At 57.5% G+C, this 19,732-nt stretch carries 17 protein-coding genes and 1 tRNA gene; 14 read left to right on the top strand and 4 right to left on the bottom strand.

The features are described from left to right. Positions 1-30: 30 nt before the first annotated feature. From ftsH to pnp, 13 genes are all read left to right on the top strand, one after another. Positions 31-1,974 (top strand): ATP-dependent zinc metalloprotease FtsH, encoded by a 1,944-nt coding sequence (gene ftsH, locus ACJO3M_RS17415; protein WP_407002660.1) that lies wholly within the window; start codon positions 31-33, stop codon positions 1,972-1,974. A 92-nt stretch (positions 1,975-2,066) separates the two neighbouring features. Continuing rightward, a complete protein-coding gene (gene folP / locus ACJO3M_RS17410; protein WP_407002659.1) occupies positions 2,067-2,900 on the top strand; it encodes a dihydropteroate synthase in 834 nt (277 codons plus the stop codon). Beyond that, positions 2,897-4,240, top strand: a complete 1,344-nt coding sequence (gene glmM / locus ACJO3M_RS17405) for a phosphoglucosamine mutase (protein ID WP_407002658.1) — start codon at positions 2,897-2,899, stop codon at positions 4,238-4,240. Before folP ends, glmM begins: the two co-directional genes overlap by 4 nt. Before the next feature lie 75 nt (positions 4,241-4,315). Next, on the top strand, positions 4,316-5,080 hold the full coding sequence (tpiA, locus tag ACJO3M_RS17400; protein ID WP_407002657.1) for a triose-phosphate isomerase: 765 nt from the start codon (positions 4,316-4,318) through the stop codon (positions 5,078-5,080). An 18-nt stretch (positions 5,081-5,098) separates the two neighbouring features. Continuing rightward, complete coding sequence (gene secG / locus ACJO3M_RS17395) at positions 5,099-5,476, top strand: preprotein translocase subunit SecG (protein WP_407002656.1); 378 nt, start codon at positions 5,099-5,101, stop codon at positions 5,474-5,476. Between the two features lie 7 nt (positions 5,477-5,483). Further along, positions 5,484-5,568 (top strand) — tRNA-Leu (locus tag ACJO3M_RS17390). Between the two features lie 326 nt (positions 5,569-5,894). Continuing rightward, the gene (rimP, locus tag ACJO3M_RS17385; protein WP_407002655.1) at positions 5,895-6,356 is read left to right on the top strand and encodes a ribosome maturation factor RimP; all 462 of its coding nucleotides are present in this window, start codon (positions 5,895-5,897) and stop codon (positions 6,354-6,356) included. A 42-nt stretch (positions 6,357-6,398) separates the two neighbouring features. Beyond that, entirely contained in the window at positions 6,399-7,892 is a 1,494-nt protein-coding gene (gene nusA / locus ACJO3M_RS17380) for a transcription termination factor NusA (RefSeq protein ID WP_406987581.1), read from the top strand. Between the two features lie 18 nt (positions 7,893-7,910). Next, the gene (gene infB / locus ACJO3M_RS17375) at positions 7,911-10,481 is read left to right on the top strand and encodes a translation initiation factor IF-2 (protein ID WP_407002654.1); all 2,571 of its coding nucleotides are present in this window, start codon (positions 7,911-7,913) and stop codon (positions 10,479-10,481) included. Then, positions 10,481-10,903 (top strand): 30S ribosome-binding factor RbfA, encoded by a 423-nt coding sequence (gene rbfA, locus ACJO3M_RS17370; protein WP_407002653.1) that lies wholly within the window; start codon positions 10,481-10,483, stop codon positions 10,901-10,903. Before infB ends, rbfA begins: the two co-directional genes overlap by 1 nt. Continuing rightward, complete coding sequence (gene truB, locus ACJO3M_RS17365) at positions 10,900-11,820, top strand: tRNA pseudouridine(55) synthase TruB (RefSeq protein ID WP_407002652.1); 921 nt, start codon at positions 10,900-10,902, stop codon at positions 11,818-11,820. The genes rbfA and truB overlap by 4 nt, the downstream gene beginning before the upstream one ends. A gap of 91 nt (positions 11,821-11,911) precedes the next feature. Next, complete coding sequence (gene rpsO / locus ACJO3M_RS17360; protein WP_406987574.1) at positions 11,912-12,181, top strand: 30S ribosomal protein S15; 270 nt, start codon at positions 11,912-11,914, stop codon at positions 12,179-12,181. 375 nt (positions 12,182-12,556) lie between these two features. Beyond that, a complete protein-coding gene (gene pnp, locus ACJO3M_RS17355) occupies positions 12,557-14,671 on the top strand; it encodes a polyribonucleotide nucleotidyltransferase (protein WP_407002873.1) in 2,115 nt (704 codons plus the stop codon). A 261-nt stretch (positions 14,672-14,932) separates the two neighbouring features. Here pnp and ACJO3M_RS17350 read toward each other — a convergent pair whose 3' ends face one another. The 3 genes from ACJO3M_RS17350 to ACJO3M_RS17340 form a co-directional block, all read right to left on the bottom strand. Beyond that, positions 14,933-15,808: an alpha/beta hydrolase gene (locus tag ACJO3M_RS17350; protein WP_407002651.1), complete on the bottom strand. Its 876-nt coding sequence runs from the start codon at positions 15,806-15,808 to the stop codon at positions 14,933-14,935. Continuing rightward, positions 15,778-17,646, bottom strand: a complete 1,869-nt coding sequence (locus tag ACJO3M_RS17345) for an Lnb N-terminal periplasmic domain-containing protein (protein ID WP_407002650.1) — start codon at positions 17,644-17,646, stop codon at positions 15,778-15,780. The genes ACJO3M_RS17350 and ACJO3M_RS17345 overlap by 31 nt, the downstream gene beginning before the upstream one ends. Before the next feature lie 88 nt (positions 17,647-17,734). After that, the gene (locus ACJO3M_RS17340; RefSeq protein WP_406987569.1) at positions 17,735-18,199 is read right to left on the bottom strand and encodes a DUF3015 domain-containing protein; all 465 of its coding nucleotides are present in this window, start codon (positions 18,197-18,199) and stop codon (positions 17,735-17,737) included. A gap of 324 nt (positions 18,200-18,523) precedes the next feature. Between ACJO3M_RS17340 and ACJO3M_RS17335 the strand changes: the two genes are divergently transcribed. Continuing rightward, positions 18,524-18,958: a hypothetical protein gene (locus ACJO3M_RS17335; protein WP_407002648.1), complete on the top strand. Its 435-nt coding sequence runs from the start codon at positions 18,524-18,526 to the stop codon at positions 18,956-18,958. A 69-nt stretch (positions 18,959-19,027) separates the two neighbouring features. Here ACJO3M_RS17335 and ACJO3M_RS17330 read toward each other — a convergent pair whose 3' ends face one another. After that, positions 19,028-19,729, bottom strand: coding sequence for an ABC transporter ATP-binding protein (locus ACJO3M_RS17330; protein ID WP_407002872.1), 702 nt, complete (start codon positions 19,727-19,729; stop codon positions 19,028-19,030). Between the last annotated feature and the right edge of the window lie 3 nt (positions 19,730-19,732).

Here is a 19,732-nt window from a genome sequence, read left to right as displayed (position 1 = left end):
GTCAACCTTTCAATTCACAGGTGACGATCCTTGAACGATATGGCAAAAAATCTGGTTCTCTGGCTAATTATAGCCGCCGTACTGCTGATGGTGTTTCAGAACTTTACTCCCACCACCAGCGGACAACAGGTCAATTATTCGCAGTTTGTCGAAATGGTACAGGACGGACAGGTCCGTCAGGTCACCATTGATGGTTTGCAGATTCAGGGTACCCGTGGAGACGGCTCCCAGTTCCAGACTATCCGACCCCAGGTGTCCGACAACAAGTTGATGGATGACCTGCTGGCAAATCAAGTAGAAGTTATCGGCAAGGAGCCGGAGCGCCAGAGCCTCTGGACTCAGCTGCTGGTCGCTGCCTTCCCCATTCTGATTATCATCGCGCTGTTCGTGTTCTTCATGCGGCAGATGCAAGGCGGTGGTGGCGGCAAAGGCCCCATGTCGTTCGGCAAGAGCAAGGCTCGGCTGATGAGCGAGGATCAGATCAAGACCACCTTTGGTGATGTGGCCGGTGTTGATGAGGCCAAGGAAGACGTCAAGGAGTTGGTGGACTTCCTGCGGGATCCAAGCAAATTCCAGCGCCTGGGCGGCAGTATTCCCAAGGGTGTGCTGATGGTTGGACAGCCGGGTACCGGTAAGACATTGCTGGCCAAGGCCATCGCCGGTGAGGCCAAGGTGCCGTTCTTCTCCATCTCTGGTTCCGACTTTGTGGAAATGTTCGTGGGTGTGGGTGCGTCCCGTGTCCGTGACATGTTCGAGCAGGCCAAGAAGCAGAGCCCCTGCATTATCTTCATCGACGAGATCGATGCGGTCGGTCGTCACCGTGGCGCTGGTATGGGCGGCGGTCACGACGAGCGCGAGCAGACCCTGAACCAGTTACTGGTGGAAATGGACGGCTTTGAGGGCAATGAAGGCGTTATCGTCATTGCCGCGACCAACCGCCCGGATGTGCTTGATCCCGCGCTGTTGCGCCCGGGCCGTTTTGACCGTCAGGTTGTGGTCGGTCTGCCGGATATCATCGGCCGTGAGCAGATCCTCAAGGTGCATATGAAAAAAGTACCGCTGGCGGACGGTGTGGAACCGATTCTGATTGCCCGTGGTACCCCTGGATTCTCCGGTGCCGATCTGGCCAACCTGGTGAACGAGGCTGCTTTGTTTGCAGCGCGCCGTAATCAGCGCCTGGTGTCCATGGAGGAGTTTGAACTCGCCAAGGACAAAATCATGATGGGCGCCGAGCGTAAGTCCATGGTGATGAGTGAAAAGGAAAAGCGGAATACGGCTTACCATGAGTCCGGACATGCGATTGTCGGGCGCCTGATGCCGGAGCACGACCCGGTCTACAAGGTGAGCATTATTCCCCGTGGTCGCGCCCTGGGCGTCACCATGTTCCTGCCGGAAGAGGACAAGTACAGTCACAGCAAGCGTTTTCTGATCAGCTCTATTTGCAGCCTGTTCGGTGGTCGTATTGCCGAAGAGCTGACGCTTGGTTTCGATGGCGTGACCACCGGCGCCTCTAACGACATCGAGCGTGCGACCAGCCTGGCTCGTAACATGGTCACCCGCTGGGGTCTGTCCGAGAAGCTGGGGCCTCTGCAGTATGATACTGACTCCGAAGAGCCGTTCCTTGGCCGTTCTGCGGGCCAGGCTCAGACGGTTTACTCGCCTGAAACGGCGCAACGCATCGATGAGGAAGTTCGCAACATCATTGATGAGTGCTACGAGAAGGCGAAGCAGCTACTGGTTGAAAACCGCGACAAGCTGGACCTGATGGCCGATGCGTTGATGAAGTACGAAACCATTGACCGGTATCAGATTGACGACATCATGGAAGGTCGGGAGCCTCGTCCGCCGAAAGGTTGGGGAGACAGCGGTCCGACCGGTGGTGTGTCCTCTGACGAGCCAGAGTCGGCGCCTGCGTCGAAAGGCTCGGATGACGGGAAGCAGCCGGGTGTCGGTCGCCCCGCCGGCGAACACTGACGGCGGCTAACCTGATAACAGTCTGTTTTATCTGACGACGCCGCCCCTTTCGGGCGGCGTTTGTTTTTGTGTGCTGCTTGAATGGATGACCTATGGAAATGAATTTCGCCGGCCGGGTGTTGGATATGTCCCGCTGCCATGTCATGGGTGTTCTTAACGTTACGCCGGATTCCTTTTCCGATGGTGGGCGCTTTAATCGACCGGACGCCGCGCTCGCCCGCGCCCGTCAGATGGTGGCTGATGGCGCGGCTTTTATCGATGTTGGTGGGGAATCGACCCGGCCTGGGGCAACCGAAGTATCGGTGGCTGAAGAGCTGGACCGGGTCTGCCCCGTGGTGGAGGCGATTGCCCGGGAGCTGGATACCGTTATCTCGGTGGACACCTCCGCCCCTGAGGTCATGGCTGAAGCCGCCAAGTTGGGCGCTGGCCTGATCAATGATGTGCGGGCACTGCAGCGCGATGGCGCGCCGGAAGTGGCCGCCGCAGCGGGTATTCCGGTTTGTATCATGCATATCCAGGGTGAGCCTGATTCCATGCAGGACAACCCCGAGTACCGTAATGTGCGCCGGGAGGTCAGTTCGTTCCTGACGGAGCGAATGGGCGTGGCAGAGGCGGCGGGAGTGCGGCCAGACAACATTATTCTTGATCCCGGCTTTGGGTTCGGGAAAACGCTTGAGCACAATCTGCAGTTGCTGAACTCTCTGGAGCAGCTTCATATTCTCGGGCATCCCTTGCTGGTGGGTGTGTCCCGAAAAAGCATGCTGGGCCATATTACTGGTCGCGAAGTGAATGAGCGGTTGCCGGCAAGTCTTGCTGCCGCGACAATATCCGCCATGAAGGGCGCATCCATTATCCGCGCCCACGATGTCTGGGAAACCGCGGACGCCGTCAGGGTAGTGACGGCCATGAAGGAGGCTGGTCGATGACCGACAGAAAATATTTTGGCACGGATGGAATTCGTGGCTGTGTGGGGGATGCCCCGATTACCCCCGAATTCATGTTGCATCTCGGGTGGGCTGCCGGCCAGGCGTTCAAGCGGGCAGGGCAGCGGAACAGCGTGCTGATAGGCAAGGATACGCGATTGTCCGGGTATATGTTTGAATCCGCGCTGGAGGCGGGTTTGTCCGCCGCCGGTGTTGATGTCAAGTTGCTGGGGCCGATGCCTACGCCCGCTATCGCCTACCTGACCCGGACTTTTCGCGCGTCTGCGGGTATCGTTATCAGTGCCTCCCACAACCCCCACCATGACAATGGCATCAAGTTTTTCTCTGCCAACGGCACCAAGCTCGATGACGCACTGGAAGCGGAAATTGAGCGCTGGATGGATGAACCGATCAGGGTGTGCGATGCCGCAGACCTGGGCAAGGCGTTCCGTGTGGATGATGCGCCGGGGCGCTACGTGGAGTTCTGTAAAAGCACGGTGCCCAATGAATTCACCCTTGAGGGGCTCAATGTAGTACTGGATTGCGCCCACGGCGCAACCTACCATGTTGCTCCCAAGGTGTTTCGTGAACTTGGTGCCAGGGTCTCGGTCATTGGTGCTGATCCCGATGGTCTCAATATTAACAAGGGCGTCGGATCTACCCATCTGGAAGCTCTGAAGCAAGCGGTTCTGGACAGGAAGGCGGATCTCGGGATTGCCTTCGACGGTGACGGCGACCGGGTGCTGATGGTTGATCGTGACGGTTCCGAGGTCGATGGGGACGAGTTGCTCTATGTTATCGCCTCCCAGCGGCATGCGGCGGGAACCCTCCAGGGTGGCGTGGTTGGTACGTTGATGACCAATCTGGGGGTAGAGTTGGCGTTGAAGGAGCAAGGCATCGCATTTGAGCGGGCCAAGGTAGGGGATCGCTACGTCATGGAGCGCCTCCTCCAAAAGGGCTGGCTGCTTGGCGGCGAGAGTTCAGGGCATATGGTGATAAGAGATTGTACGTCCACCGGTGACGGCATTGTCTCGGCGCTTCAGGTGCTGCTGGCTGTTCGCCGTTCCGGCAAGGCTTTGTCCGAGCTCCGTCAGGGTATGACCAAGCTGCCCCAGAAGATGATCAATGTGCGGGTGGATCAGCGTTTTGATCCCCTGGCACGGGAAGATGTCGCCGCTGCCGTGCAAAAGGCCGAGGCTGACCTTGGGGCTGCCGGTCGCGTTCTGCTGAGAGCTTCTGGCACCGAGCCGTTGATCCGGGTGATGGCCGAAGGTCAGAATGCCGCAGAAATCACCCGCGTAGCAGAAGAGCTTGCGGTGGTTGTCGAGAATTCCCGCGCCTGAGTTTGTAGGGCGGGAGAGTTGTCTGGTCGGGTGGACTGCTGTATAGTTCGCCCTCCCTTGAATTCGGGGGCTTTTATGCGCCGTAAGATCGTAGCCGGAAACTGGAAGATGAACGGGTCGACAGACCTGGTGGAAAACCTGGTTGGCTATGTCCGGTCAGAGGTGTCATCTCTTGATAATGGTGTGGAGGCTGTTATTATTCCTCCCGCCCTGTATGTCCGGGATGTGAAGTCTCTGGCGGGTGATCGGATTTCGGTTGGTGTGCAGAACGTCGCATGCTGGGAATCCGGGGCTTACACCGGTGAGGTGTCAGCCGTCATGGCGAAAGACTGCGGATGTCACTACGCGCTGGTTGGTCACTCTGAGCGCCGGCAGTTGTTTGCTGAAACCGACGCAACGGTTGCTGACAAGGTAGCCCAGTTGATGTCGCAGGGACTGAACGCCATTGTTTGTGTGGGCGAAACCCTCGCGGAGCGTGAAGCCGGGCAGGCGGAAGAGATTGTATCCGCTCAGGTTCGCAAAGGTCTGGCGGGTGTATCCGGAGACGGTTGGCAGAGCATTGTGGTTGCCTACGAGCCGGTTTGGGCTATAGGGACCGGCAAGACTGCCACCTCGGATGATGCCCAGGCGATGCATCGGTCGATCCGCAAGGTTCTGGAAGACATGGGTGCGCCAGCGGAAGAGATATCCCTGCTTTACGGCGGCAGTGTAAAAGCGGATAATGCAGCCGCTCTTTTTGCCGAGCCGGATATAGACGGCGGTCTGATCGGCGGGGCATCGTTGGTAGCAAAAGATTTTGTGAGTATCTGCCAGGCAATGCCGGCAGGTTCTGAAAGTTAAAGGTTCGCGAGAGTCGATATGGATTGGTTGGAAACACTGGTTGTCGTTGTGCACGTGGTTATCGCGGTGGCGCTGGTGGGTCTGGTGCTGATCCAGCAGGGTAAGGGCGCCGATGCCGGCGCAGCCTTCGGCGGCGGAGCTTCACAGACAGTATTTGGCAGTCAGGGTAGCGGTAGCTTTCTGACTCGCATGACCACTTTGCTGGCGGTCGTGTTTTTTGTGACGAGTTTTTCGCTGGCCATTTTCGCCAAGCAGCGCGCAGAAGTTGCTGGAGAAGCCGGGATTCCGGTGGTCCAGGAATCTTCCGAGGCGTCTGATGCTCCGGTGGATATGGAGGAAAGCGAAACCGAGAGCGGGGAGTCTTCAAGTGAAGACGAGCTTCCCGAGCTTGAGTAAGGTTGTTGCCCAGGTGGTGGAACTGGTAGACACGCTATCTTGAGGGGGTAGTGGCGAAAGCCGTGCCGGTTCGAGTCCGGCCCTGGGCACCATATAGAAGAAAAACGGCTTGGATTTTCCAGGCCGTTTTTTTTGGTCAGTCCTTGACCAGTCTGGCCGGCGTCTCTATACTCCGGCGGATATTGGAGCGGGCTCTGTACGGTGTTCAGTCCGCTTCTGACAGGCCAGGTGTCTGTCAGCAGGAAACGGTAGAATGGGTTTGTTTCCTGCGAGTTCTTGCAACAAAAGGCCCCACTCGTTCGGGGCTTTTTGATTAAGGGGCCTGGCGCATCAGGCCCTGGTGCATAAAAAGGGCTGATCAACAGCCCTTTTTTTGTTTCCGGGGTCCGGAAAATCAAGAGATGGAGACGGTAAAACCTTGTCAGCCAAGCTAAAGCAACTGGAAGACTTACTGCGGCCGGTCGTTGAAGGCCTGGGATACGAGTTCTGGGGCATTGAATTTCGCTCGCAGGGCCATCACTCCCTGTTGAGAATTTTTATTGACGATGCCGAAAACGGCATCGGCGTAGATGACTGTGAAAAAGTCAGTCGGCAGGCAAGCGGCGTCATGGATGTGGAAGATCCCATCCAGACTGAATATACCCTGGAAGTATCATCTCCGGGGATGGATCGACCGCTGTTTCGTCCTGAGCAGTACGAGGCTTTCGCCGGTCATCGGGTCCAGTTGAAGTTGCGAATGGCTTTTGAAGGGCGTCGCAAGTTTCAGGGCCTGATCAAGGGCGTGGAGGGCGATGACATCGTAATCGTAGTCGACGATCACGAGTACCTGTTGCCGTTCGACAGTATCGAGAAAGCCAACATCGTTCCGGTTTTTGAATAAGTCGGTGGACGCAAAGTTTATTTTTAAGGGCAGGGCAATCCAATGAGTAAAGAGATCTTGCTGGTGGTTGAATCCGTCTCGAACGAAAAAGGTGTCGAGAAGGATGTCATTTTTGAAGCAATTGAGCTGGCGCTCGCCACCGCTGCCAAAAAACGTTACGAAGATGAAGAGGCCGATATCCGGGTCTCCATCGATCGTCGCACCGGCGAATACGACACCTTCCGCCGCTGGCTGGTTGTCGATAACGATGCCGTGCCGGCCCTGGGTACCGAGTTGACCCTGCAGGAAGCGGAAGAGATTGATACTGCGCTGAAACCGGGCGATATCCACGAAGAACAGATCGAATCTGTGGCTTTTGGCCGGATTGGCGCCCAGGCGGCGAAGCAGATCATTTTCCAGAAGGTTCGCGAAGCTGAGCGCACTAAAATTGTTGATAGCTACCGTGACCGTGTTGGCGAGCTGGTATCCGGCACCGTCAAGAAGGTAACCCGGGACAACGTCATCGTCGATTTGGGCGCCAACGCCGAAGCGTTGCTGCCCCGCGAGCATCTGATTCCGCGGGAAACTTTCCGCATGGGGGACCGTGTTCGTTCCCTGCTGCTGGAAATTCGCACCGATCATCGCGGCCCCCAACTGATCCTGAGCCGCACCGATCCGCAGATGCTGATTGAGCTGTTCCGTATCGAGGTTCCGGAGATTGCCGAGGACCTGATCGAGATTCGCGGCGCTGCCCGTGATCCCGGTTCCCGCGCCAAGATCGCAGTGAAAACCAATGATCGCCGTATTGATCCGGTAGGTGCCTGCGTTGGTATGCGGGGCTCCCGCGTACAGGCGGTTTCCAACGAACTGGGCGGTGAGCGTGTGGACATCGTGCTGTGGGACGACAACCCCGCACAATTGGTGATCAATGCCATGGCACCCGCCGAAGTGGCTTCCATCGTGATGGACGAAGATCGTCACACCATGGAAGTGGCTGTAGCGGAAGATAACCTGGCCCAGGCCATAGGCCGTAACGGCCAGAATGTGCGCCTGGCCACCGAGCTGACCGGCTGGACTCTGAACGTGATGACGGAAGAGGAAGCGGGTGAGCGTCAGGAGCAGGAATACAATCGCCTGCTTGAGCATTTTACCAGCAATCTGGATGTGGATGAGGAGTTTGCCGGCGTATTGATCGAGGAAGGGTTTACGTCCATTGAGGAAGTGGCGTACGTCCCCATGGAAGAAATGCTGGCCATTGACGGATTTGATGAAGACACCGTCACTGAGCTGCGCCGTCGTGCCAAGGATGTCCTGTTGAACCAGGCCCTGGCCAGTGAAGAGGCGCTTGAGGGCTCTGAGCCCGCGGAAGATCTTCTCAATATGGACGGTATGGACCGTAGCCTGGCCTTCAAGCTGGCGGGTATGGGAATTCGTACCATGGAAGATCTCGCCGAGCAGTCAGTTGATGACTTGCTCGAAATTGAAGGTATGGATGAAGAGCGTGCAGGACAATTGATTATGACTGCGCGCGCCCCCTGGTTTGAAGACCAGGCCTAATTCGGGAGGAGGACCTGTATGGCTGAAGTAACGGTAAAACAACTGGCCGCAGACGTAGGCGCTCCCGTGGATCGTTTGCTGAAGCAGATCGTGGAGGCGGGCCTGAAAGCCCGCTCCGAGAACGACTCTGTGTCCAGCGATGAGAAGCAGCAGTTGCTGGCTTATCTGAGAAAGAACCATGGTGATGGTGGCACAGAGCCGAACAAGATTACGCTGAAGCGTAAAACCACCACCACTCTCAAAGCTGGCCGCGCCAAGACAGTGAATGTAGAAGTCCGCAAGCGCCGCACGTACATCAAGCGCGCTGAAGTGGCGCCGGAGTCGGAAGCACCCCAGCCGGAAGAATCGGCAGCAGAAGCGCCTGCACCGCAGGAAGCTGCACAGGAAGCGCCGAAAGTCACGGCAGAGCAGGCAGCCCAGCCGGAAGCCGGCAAAGCGACGACCGCGGAAACAGCGCAAACCGAAGAATCGGTTCCGGTCGCTGACAAGCCTGCGGCGAAGGCAGAGCCGAAGAAGAAGGAAGAGGAAGAAGTTTCCATTCCCGCACCTGAGGACATGCCGATTCCGCCGCCTGAAGAAGGCGAAGGCAAAGACCGCAAGCCGAAGAAGAAAAAGGAAAAGGTTCGCGAGCGCGGTGATGAGCCGGATGAGGGCAAACCGAAGAAGAAGTCTGCGGGTCACCGCGGACCTCGCAACCGTCCGGTTGAAGAGCCTCTGGTTATCAATGAGGACGAGGAAGACACCACGCTGCGCAAGCCACTGCGAGCGAAAAAGAAACCCAAAGAGAAGCGCCACGGCTTTGAGAGGCCGACCAAACCAATGGTTAGAGAAGTACAGATTCCCGAGACCATTACTGTTGGCGACCTTGCCCAGCGTATGGCGGTCAAGGCGGCAGACGTAATCAAGACACTGATGGGCATGGGTGTGATGACCACCATCAACCAGCCACTGGATCAGGAAACCGCGGTCCTGGTGACTGAAGAGATGGGACACACCCCGAAAACTGTCAGTGAGGATGCGTTTGAAGAAGAGGTTCTCAGTGAATTCTCCTTCGAGGGCAAGGAAAAGGCCAAGCGTGCGCCGGTCGTCAGTGTCATGGGTCACGTTGACCACGGCAAGACGTCGCTGCTGGATCACATCCGCCGTACCAAAGTAGCGTCCGGCGAGTCTGGTGGTATCACCCAGCACATCGGCGCCTACCATGTGCAAACCGATCACGGCATGGTGTCCTTCCTGGATACCCCAGGCCACGCAGCCTTTACGGCTATGCGTGCCCGTGGCGCCCAGTGCACCGATATCGTGGTTCTGGTGGTAGCGGCGGATGATGGCGTCATGCCGCAGACCAAGGAAGCGGTTCAGCATGCCCGTTCTGCTGGCGTACCGATCGTTGTCGCCATCAACAAGATGGACAAGGAAGCCGCCGATCCGGACCGCATCAAGACCGAGCTGGCAGGTATGGACGTGATTCCGGAAGACTGGGGCGGTGACGTCCAGTTTGTTCCGGTTTCCGCCCACACCGGCCTGGGCATCGACGACCTGCTGGAAGCTTTGGTGCTGCAGGCCGAGATCCTAGAACTGGAAGCGTCTCCGGATGCGCCGGCGAAAGGCGTGGTCGTCGAATCCAGCCTCGAGCGTGGACGTGGTTCCGTTGCGACCGTTCTGGTCCAGAACGGCACCCTGCGTCAGGGCGACATGGTTGTAGCCGGTTCTTACTTCGGTAAGGTTCGCGCCATGACTGACGAGGCCGGTAAGCAGGCCAAGGAAGCCGGGCCGTCCATTCCGGTCGAGATTCTCGGCCTGAACGGTACTCCGGATGCCGGTGACGAGTTCTTTGCCGTAGCCGATGAGAAGAAGGCCAAAGAGCTGGCCGAGTTCCGTCAGACCCGCGAGCGTGAGCAGCGTCTGCAGCGCCAGCAGGCGGCCAAGCTCGAGAACCTGTTCGAGAACATGGGCAAGGATGAGGTCAAAACCCTCAATGTGGTCCTCAAGACCGACGTACGTGGTTCCCTGGAAGCGATTTCCAAAGCCCTGCAGGATCTTGGTAACGACGAGGTGCAGGTCAAAATCGTATCGTCCGGTGTCGGTGGTATTGCCGAGACTGACATCAGCCTGGCAATGGCAACCAACGCCGTGATCTTTGGCTTTAATGTTCGTGCGGACACAGCGGCCAAGCGCCTGGTTGAACAGGAAGGTCTGGACCTGCGCTACTACAGCATCATCTACAACCTGATTGATGATGTGAAAGCGGCCCTGACTGGCATGCTCGCGCCCGAGTTCCGTGAAGACATCATCGGTATTGCGGACGTGCGTGACGTCTTCCGTTCACCGAAGTTTGGCCAGGTGGCGGGCTGTATGGTGACTGAAGGTACCGTACACCGTAACAAGCCGATCCGTGTGCTGCGTGACAACGTGGTTATCTTTGAAGGTGAGCTGGAATCCCTGCGTCGCTTCAAGGATGACGTACCGGAAGTCCGTAACGGCATGGAATGTGGTATCGGTGTTAAGGGCTACGACGTCAAAGTCGGAGACCAGATCGAAGTCTTCGATCGTGTCAGAGTCGAGCGCAAGCTCGAGTCCACGGGGGCCTGATGCCAAGAGAGTTCAGTCGTATTGATCGCATCGGCGATCAGGTGCAGCGCGAACTGGCCCAGCTGATCCAGCGGGAGGTCAAAGACCCGCGGATTGGCATGGTCACGGTCAATGCCGTCAAGGTGAGCCGTGACCTGGGTTACGCTGATATCTATGTGTCCCTGCTGTCCACTGAAGAGCTGACGGAGCAGTCTCCGGAGGTCAAGGAATCCCTGGCGGTTCTGAATAAGGCGTCCGGATTCCTGCGCGGCCAGGTGGGTCGCGCCATGAAGTTGCGGGTCATGCCGCAGCTGAGGTTCCACTTCGACACGCTTCAGGGCTACAGCCGCAAAATGGACAACCTGATTCGGCAGGCTGTGGGTGACAAACCTGCGGTCTCCGATGACGATACTTCCTCGGATGATCCGGAGCGAGACGCTTGAGTCGCAGACGCAAAGGCCGTGACGTTAACGGTATCCTGGTGATCGACAAGCCTCTGGATGTGACATCCAATGGCATCCTGCAGCAGGTCAAGCGCCTGTTTGGTGCGGCCAAGGCCGGCCATACCGGCGCACTGGACCCGTTGGCGACGGGTGTCCTTCCCCTCTGCTTTGGTGAAGCCACCAAGTTCTCCCAGATGATGCTGGACAGCGACAAGTCCTATATCGCCACGGCGAAGCTGGGCGTGCGCACGGAAACCGGTGACAGCGAAGGCGCAGTGGTTGAGGAAAAGCCCGTGCCCGCTGGCCTGGATTCCGCGACCCTGGAGCCGGTGCTGGAACCGTTTCGTGGTGATATCCAGCAAGTGCCGTCGATGTACTCGGCGCTCAAGCACAAGGGGCGTCCGCTCTATGAATACGCCCGTGAGGGCATTGAAGTGGAGCGCCCTGCGCGTCCGGTCACCATCTACGAGCTGACGCTGCTGGGCGTGCGCGAAGATGAACTGGATATCGCGGTCAGCTGCACCAAGGGTACCTACATCCGCTCACTCGTTGAGGATATCGGAGAGGCGCTTGGTTGCGGTGCCCATGTGACCGCATTGCGCCGTACCATGGCTTCGGGATTTACCCTGGCGGATGCCAGGCCCGTCGATCTGCTTGAAGCAATGCGTGAACGTGGTGAGAGTCTGGATGGCCTGCTGGTGGCTCCGGATGCGGCCCTGTCGATGTTCCCGGAGCAGGAACTGAGCGGCCAGCCACTGGTATCGATAATTAACGGACAACCAGTTAGAATATCGGGTCAGCCCGTTGATGGGTTCGTTCGCCTGTACGGCAATGAACGATTCATCGGGTTGGCGGAAGCATTCCCGGAAGGGGAGGACACCAAACTGGTGCCTCGCCGACTGGTGAAGAGCAGCTGACGCGGTGATCAATCGCGGACGCTGGCTAGCCGGGCTGTAGAGATGCGTGGTTCGGCCGTATTCATTAGCATCGCAAACCATGAGGTGAGTTATGGCACTTTCTGCCAACGAGAAAGCACAGATCGTTAAGGATTTTCAGCAGGGTGATGGTGATACCGGTTCTCCTGAAGTGCAGGTTGCACTGTTGAGCCACAACATCAACAAACTGCAGGATCACTTCAAGACCAACAAGCAGGATCATCATTCCCGCCGTGGTCTGATCCGGATGGTAAACCAGCGTCGTAAGCTGCTGGACTACCTCAAGCGTAAAAACGCCGACCGTTACCTGGATCTCATCCAGCGCCTTGGTCTGCGTCGCTAATCCGGTCGTCAAACGACCTGACGGCCAGCGGTCCGACGTCGGACCGGACTGGCCATCAACTGGCGGGGTGCCTTGTGCGCTCCGCCAGTTGTGCTTTTCTCAGATCAGCAATGCTGCAGTGGGTTTGTCAGTGATCATCAGGGATTCCCTGTCGTAATGGAAAGCCGAAATTGATAGCAGGTTGTTGAAAAGCCCGGCCTGAGGTTCCCGTAGGGAACGGTTGTCAGTGCACGGGGTTTTACAACAGCCTGTTAGCTTTCAGGCGGGTTACCCTTCGGATCACATTACGAGCATCCTGTGGCCATAACGGTCACCCCGCAGGGGCGGGTTGGCTGAGTCAATTTGGACAAGAGAATTTCAGGAGTTACCGTGGATCTGAATCCCGTAAAGAAAAGCTTTGAGCTCGGCGGCAAGACCGTCACTCTGGAAACCGGCCGTATTGCCCGTCAGGCAACCGGTTCCGTCCTCGTCACCATTGACGATATTTCCGTGCTGGGCACGGTTGTTGGCGCCAAGGAAGCGAAACCGGGTCAGCCGTTCTTCCCGCTGACCGTCAACTACTTCGAGAAGACCTACGCGGTTGGTAAAATTCCGGGTGGTTTCTTCAAGCGTGAAGGCCGTCCTTCCGAGAAAGAGACTCTGACTTCCCGTCTGATCGACCGTCCGATCCGTCCGTTGTTCCCGAACGGCTTCATGAACGAAGTCCAGGTTATTACCACGGTGATGTCTTCCAGCAAGAATCAGGATCCGGATATTGCCGCGATGCTGGCGGCTTCTGCCGCGCTGTCCATTTCCGGCATTCCGTTTGACGGTCCGATCGGCGCCTCCCGCGTGGGTTACACCAACGAGCGTGGCTACTTCCTGAACCCGACCTTCGAAGAGCTGGAAACCTCCCTGCTGGATATGGTTGTTGCCGGTACTGAGGATGCGGTTCTGATGGTGGAATCCGAAGCCAAGGGCCTGACCGAAGACCAGATGCTGGGTGGCGTGCTGTATGGTCACCAGGAAATGCAGACTGCTGTAACCGCGATCAAGGAATTTGCCGCTGAAACCGGCAAGCCGCGTTGGGATTGGCAGCCGGAGCCGGAGAATACCGAGCTGCTGAATGTCGTCAAGTCTGAGGCGTCCGCAGCCATCGAGGAAGCTTACAACATTCGCGACAAGATGGAGCGTTACGCGCGCCTGAGCGAGATCAAGAGCGCGCTGGTTGAGAAGCTGGCGGGCGAAGAAGAAGGCCAGCCAGCCGCGGATGAAGTCAAAAAGTATTTTGGCAAGGTGGAAAAGTCCATCGTCCGTAACCAGGTGATCGATGGCAAGCCACGTATCGATGGCCGTGACAATAAAACCGTACGTCCGATTGAAATCGAAGTGGGTGTTCTGCCCAGCGTTCACGGTTCTGCCCTGTTCACCCGTGGCGAGACCCAGGCCATTGTGACCACTACGCTGGGTACCTCCCGCGATGTGCAGACCATTGATGCCCTGGAAGGTGAGCGTAAGGATCCGTTCCTGTTCCACTACAACTTCCCTCCGTATTCCGTAGGTGAAGCCGGTCGTGTGGGTACTCCGGGCCGTCGCGAGGTTGGTCACGGTCGTTTGGCCAAGCGTGGTGTTCTGGCGGTTATGCCAACCCTGGAGGAATTCCCGTATGCCATCCGTGCGGTTTCCGAGATCACCGAATCCAACGGTTCCAGCTCCATGGCCTCGGTCTGTGGTTCCAGCCTGGCACTGATGGACGCCGGTGTGCCGATCAAGGCGCCGGTGGCCGGTATCGCCATGGGTCTGGTCAAGGAAGGCGACAAGTTCGCGGTTCTGACTGATATCCTGGGTGATGAGGATCACCTGGGTGACATGGACTTCAAGGTTGCCGGTACCAAAGAGGGCGTGACCGCCCTGCAGATGGATATCAAGATCAACGGCATCACTGACGAGATCATGGAACTGGCCCTGGAGCAAGCCCACGAGGCGCGTCTGCATATCCTGGGTGAGATGAACAAGGTGATCTCCGAGCCGCGTGCAGAGCTGTCTGCCCGCGCTCCGAGCATCACTGCGATCAAGATCAACCCGGACAAGATCCGTGACGTCATCGGTAAGGGTGGTTCTACCATCCGTGCCATCTGCGACGAAACCGGTGCTTCCATTGATCTGGATGACGACGGCAACGTGAAGATCTACGCGGACAACCAGGAAGCGGCCCAGGCGGCGGTTAACCGGGTTAAGGAAATCACTGCGGAGATCGAGGTTGGTGCTATCTACAAGGGTCGCGTTGAGCGCATTGTGGACTTCGGTGCTTTCGTTAACCTCCTGCCTGGCAAGGATGGTCTGGTGCACATTTCCCAGATCTCCGAGCGCCGGATCGAGAATGTGACTGACGAGCTGAGCGAAGGTCAGGAAGTTCTGGTCAAGGTGCTGGATGTGGACAACCGTGGTCGCGTGAAGCTGTCCATGAAGGAAATCAAGGAAGGCGACGAGCCGACCGATTTCTCCGCCTGATAGTTTTCGGGCCTGATAAAAACCCGCCTTTCCTCTGGATTGGCGGGTTTTTTATTGTTTCGGGTTTGGGTGCATGCAGGGGTTGGGCCTCTCTTTTCAAAAGACGCTACGAGCACATCCATGTGCGCTTCTTTCGGGCCATCCTTGGCCCTCAAGACTTTTGAAAAGAGAGGCCCAACCCCTGCCCATACTTCACCAGTGTATTCTAAACGTAGCAGTAGGTCGGATTAGCCGCAGGCGTAATCCGACAATCGGTATAGGCTAATCAGAACTCCCTTCCATAAACCCAAGCACAGCCTCTTTATAAGCCGGAATCACAAACGTAGCCGCATGGGGCGTATCCGTTGGCAAGAATTCCTTGGGCTCTTCCGCCGCCTCAAACAAGGCCTCCCCATGGTGAAACGGAATAATCCCATCCCGCACACTGTGAATAACCATCACCGGCACCGCTCTCATATGTCCAATATGGTCCACGCCTTCATAGTCGTCGGTAATAGTCCAGCTCAGTGGTATCTGGAACGGCCAGGTCAGCCAGAAGCTGCCGAGCTTTTCCCGGGCAATGCCGCGGAAGCCGGAAAAGGTGCCGTCGAGTATGACGCCGTCGAGGGGCGGTTGCTCCTGCCGTTGTACCCATTCGCTGGCCAGGGCAATGCCCAGCGCGCCCCCGAGGCTCTGGCCGAGGAGGAAAAGCGGCCCGCCCTCGGTTTGCGGTTGTTCCACCAGCCAGCGCAGGCCGGTTTCGCTGTCGTGCAGGGTGCCTTCTATGTCGGGTGCACCGGTGGAGCGGCCATAACCCCGGTAGTCGATGAGGAAGACGTTGTAGCCTTTCTCGGGCAGCCAGGCGACGTTCATCAGGTGGCTGCTGATGTTCTGGGCGTTACCGTGCAGGAAGTAAATTGTGCCTTTAGCAGTGCTCTCAGGGGCGTCTGCGGGCAGCCACCAGCCGTGGAGTGTTTCGCCGTCGGCGGTGTCCAGGAAAATGTCTTCGTATTCCAGGTTGAGCCTGTCCGGGGTGATGTAGGTGACTTTGTCCGGATAGAAGAACACGCTGCTGCAGCCGGTTTGCAGCAGCAGTGTCACGGTTAGGCCGACGCCGGTGAGCGCCTTCAGAAGTAGGCGTGCAGTCCCAGTTGCCATGTGGTGCGGTACCTGTCGTAGTGGTCTTCCCGGCTGTATTCGCCGAACAGGCTGAAGTCCCGTCCGATGTGCCAGCCGGCTCTGGTGTAGAGTTGATCCTGGCGGTGTTGGTTGCCGACGATCCAGGCTTTGGTTTTTACCCCGGCCATCAGGCTGAAGCGGTTGTTCTGATGCAGCAGTCCGAGATCAACCCCCGGCGCGGCGTCATAGCCTTTGCTGAGGTCGTCGTCGATTTCCAGGTCGGCGGTGGCCAGGGCAAAGGCCTGTATATTTGCGCCGAGGTTCCAGCTGCCACCGGCGCCGCCTTCCAGGTAGGGGGTGAAGACCCGGTGGGTTTCGGTGTCGGTGCGGCGTCCGCCGAAGCCGACTTGCCAGGACAGTGGCGAGAAGAACTGGTTGCGGGGCGACAGGGAGCGGATTTCCACGCCAATGAGCTGTTCCAGCTGCAGTTCGTCGTTGTCCGTGTAATAGCGGGCATCCAGTCGCAGGAACTGAAGCTGGGCACCGCCCCGGTATCCGGCGGGCGGGTCTAGGACATCGTGGTAGGCCGGTCGCAGGGTCAGTTGACTGAAGTTGCGGTCTCCCATCCGGCCACCGGCGAGGCTGAAGCGGAAGGTGTCGTGGCCCTGATCGTCCCGTACTTCCGGCTCGGGTGGTTTTTCCGGGGCGGGTACATCGCGTATCTGGCTGCGGGTTCTCAGCAGGTCGTGGGACAGTGGCGCCGCGTGCTCCCGTGGCCAGGCTTCGGCTTCACTCTGGTAGCGCACGTAATCGTAGGTGGCATCCAGCAGGTGGGCTTTTTCTTCGTCGGGCAGTCGCTCGACTTCCCTGGAATCCACGGCGACGTAGCCGTTGGCAATCGCTGCGGCGAGCGTCTGGTGGTCATCAGGCAGGTTGTCCAGTGAATGGGTCACGCTGGTTGCCGCGGAGGGCCGGTATTTCACTTCTTGTACCAGTTCCTTGTCCACCACCCAGCGCACGGTATCGGAGGGGATGGCGTGAGTGCTCACTTCGTCGAGCAGGTCGGTGCCCGGTCGCGCCACGTCGATCAGTGCCAGCAGCCGATAGGCGCAGTTTTCGTCGAAGAAGTAGTAATCGAAGTTGATTTCCCGCAGTTCCCAGGCGTGTGCGAGCATGACGTCAACCTCGTCCTGGGTCAGGTTGAGCTGGTATTCCCACAGGTCCCGGTGTTCGATGTCGGAATACAGGCGAACCATCTCGTAATAGGGTTTGATGGAGGTAATGCCGGGGTAGCCGCCAAAAATACCCTTGTAGGCGAACAGGATTTCGCTGTCGTGGGCCGCGGCATCAGCCGCGTAGGAGATGGTGTCAGCCAATAACAGATCGGTTTCCTCGTCGTCCTGGGGCGGGTCCAGGCGGATAAAGGTGTGACCAAACATGGAGGACGGGCTGTTGAGGTAGGAAGCGGCAAACACCAGGGTGACGGTTTCGGTATTCAGGGTGTCTTTCCACTCATCGTACCCGGGGCAGTCGATCTCGCTTCGGGGCAGCTCCAGCTGTTCTCTGAGCCAGCGGTCTCTGGCTGGGAAACGGCAGCGGGCGTGGTTGTCACCCTCGCCGGGTTTGGTGATGGCTTCCGCAGTGGCTTGCAATTCGGCTTTGGGGGAGTGCTTTCCGTTCTCACTGAGGAAAAAGGCATCATCGTCAGCCTGGCTGGTATATCCGTCGGAATACCGGTTGGGCTGGTAGTGGATCAGGGTTAGCCAGTCGGGGTGTTCGTGCAGCTGTCCGGTGTCGGGTAAGGGGGCGGCGAATGTGTGGGTGCCTGTTGCTGCCAGCCAGATCAAGGCCAGCCCGTACTGAAGCGTAGTGCGCATGAATAGTCAGTCGAATCCGGGTTGGGCGGATGGAGGTGTCAGGGAAGTGCGCCGTCCCTGGCGCAGTGGGTCCCTTGATGTGTAAAGATCAGGCAGCCACGTACTTGCTGAGAGCCTCATCTTTTTCCAGCAGCGCTACGATAGCGTCTACCGCTTCGCCGGAGGTGGTTTCGGAGTTCGGGAAGATGGTTGCGAAGTTGTCCTGGAGGATCTGGCGGAACGAATCACGGTCCGCTTCGTCTACGCCCAGCAGGACTGCCAGGGTATCCAGGTTCTCGCCGGAACCGCGAGACATGTCACGGGCAACCTTGTCGATGTTGCTGTCCATGTACATGGCCATGGATTGAACGGACTGGTTGGTTTGGCAGCCCAGCGTACCGGTGGTCATACCAAAGGTCTGGTTACCGAATGTGCCGTTAGTGGTGGCAGCCAGAACGTGAGGGGCAATGCCGGACTGGCCCTTCCAGATCATGGCACCTACGCCGCAACCAGGCTGAGCAAAAGCCATGGATGAAGCACCCAGAAGAATTGCACCTGCGATCAGTTTTTTCATTATCCACTCCTTGTTGTGGTCGAGCTTTCGTCGCTTGCCGCGCCGGCGTGTACGCCTTTTTGGTGCCGGTACGGTAACGGCCCTGACTGATTTCCCGTGGAGACAGGTTGACCGTTCCGTTGAGTATAGTCCAAATCCGTGGAAGGCAAGTTTACAGAGGTGTGAGTTATTGATTTGTCCCGGAAAGAGTAAAAATATGATCACGTGTTCATATTCTAAAAAGAGCTAATGAAAATAAAAAATGATCAATATTGTTATATAGAGATTCTTTGGGTATAGTGCGCGCAGCCATGAAGGCTTACACACACACATGGAGATAATTCTGTGAAAAAAGCACTTATCGCATCCAGCCTGCTGCTGGCCGGCGCAATGACCGGCTGCTCCTCCCTGAACGTCAGCTCCAGCCCGGTTCCGCTCAACGGTTCCGTAGCTACTGATATCAAGGCCGATATCGAAGTTGGCGAGAAAATTACCGGCCAGTCTTCCGCCACCAAGGTTCTGTTCTTCACCATGAGTGATGACAACGAATTTGCGGACGGCATGGAATACGGTAACGGTGGCGGCAGCGCCTTTGGTCTGGGTGGTCTGGACCCGGTATCCGCTGTTAAATCAGCAGCTGCCTACAACGCCATCTCTGCATCCGGTGCTGACGTGATTGTGGCTCCTCGCTACACCGTCAAGAAGAACGACTACGTAGTGTACGGCACCATTGATGTAACTGTTGAAGGTTACAAGGGCACCATCAAGAGTGTGAAGTAAGCACTGCATTGATTGCCCAATACAGAAAAGCCGGAGTGTGTTGTCACGCTCCGGCTTTTCTGGTTTAAGCTAGCCACCAAGATAAGCATTCTGAACATCCGGATTGGCCAGCAAATTCTTCCCTGTGTCGTGCAGCCGGATCTTGCCGGTTTCCAGGACGTACCCCCGATCAGCCAGATTCAGTGCCTGGTGAGCGTTTTGCTCCACCAGAAACACGGTGATCCCTTCTTCCCTCAAGTGACCAATGATCTCGAAGATCTGCTTGATTACCAGTGGTGCCAACCCCAGGGAAGGCTCGTCCAGAATGATCATATTGGGCTTGCTCATCAGCGCACGACCGATTGCCAGCATTTGTTGTTCCCCTCCAGACATGGTGCCGGCACGCTGGTGCTCGCGCTCTTTCAGGCGGGGAAACAGTTCATAGACGTGATCCTGGCTCTTGCGGATTTCGGCCTTGGTGTTGAAGAATCCCCCCATATGAAGGTTTTCCTCTACGGTCAGGCCGGAGAAAACACGCCGCCCCTCCGGTACGATTGAAATGCCGGAACGCATGATGGTGGCGGTGGGTTCGCGGGTAATATCCCGCCCTTCCAGAATGATCCGGCCAGAAGTGGCCTGGGGGTTGCCGCATACCGTCATCAACAGGGTTGTCTTGCCAGCGCCATTGGCGCCGATCAGCGAAACGATCTCACCTTTCTTAACTTCGACGGACACCCCGTGTAGGGCTTCGATCTTGCCGTAGTGGGTATGGACATCCTCTAGTACTAGCATTGA

Origin of the sequence: Marinobacter alkalisoli (assembly GCF_045449795.1) — a bacterium.
Classification (GTDB): Bacteria; Pseudomonadota; Gammaproteobacteria; order Pseudomonadales; family Oleiphilaceae; genus Marinobacter.
The sequence above is the reverse complement of the archived record's forward strand: the minus strand, read 5'-3'. Positions and strand labels throughout refer to the sequence as shown.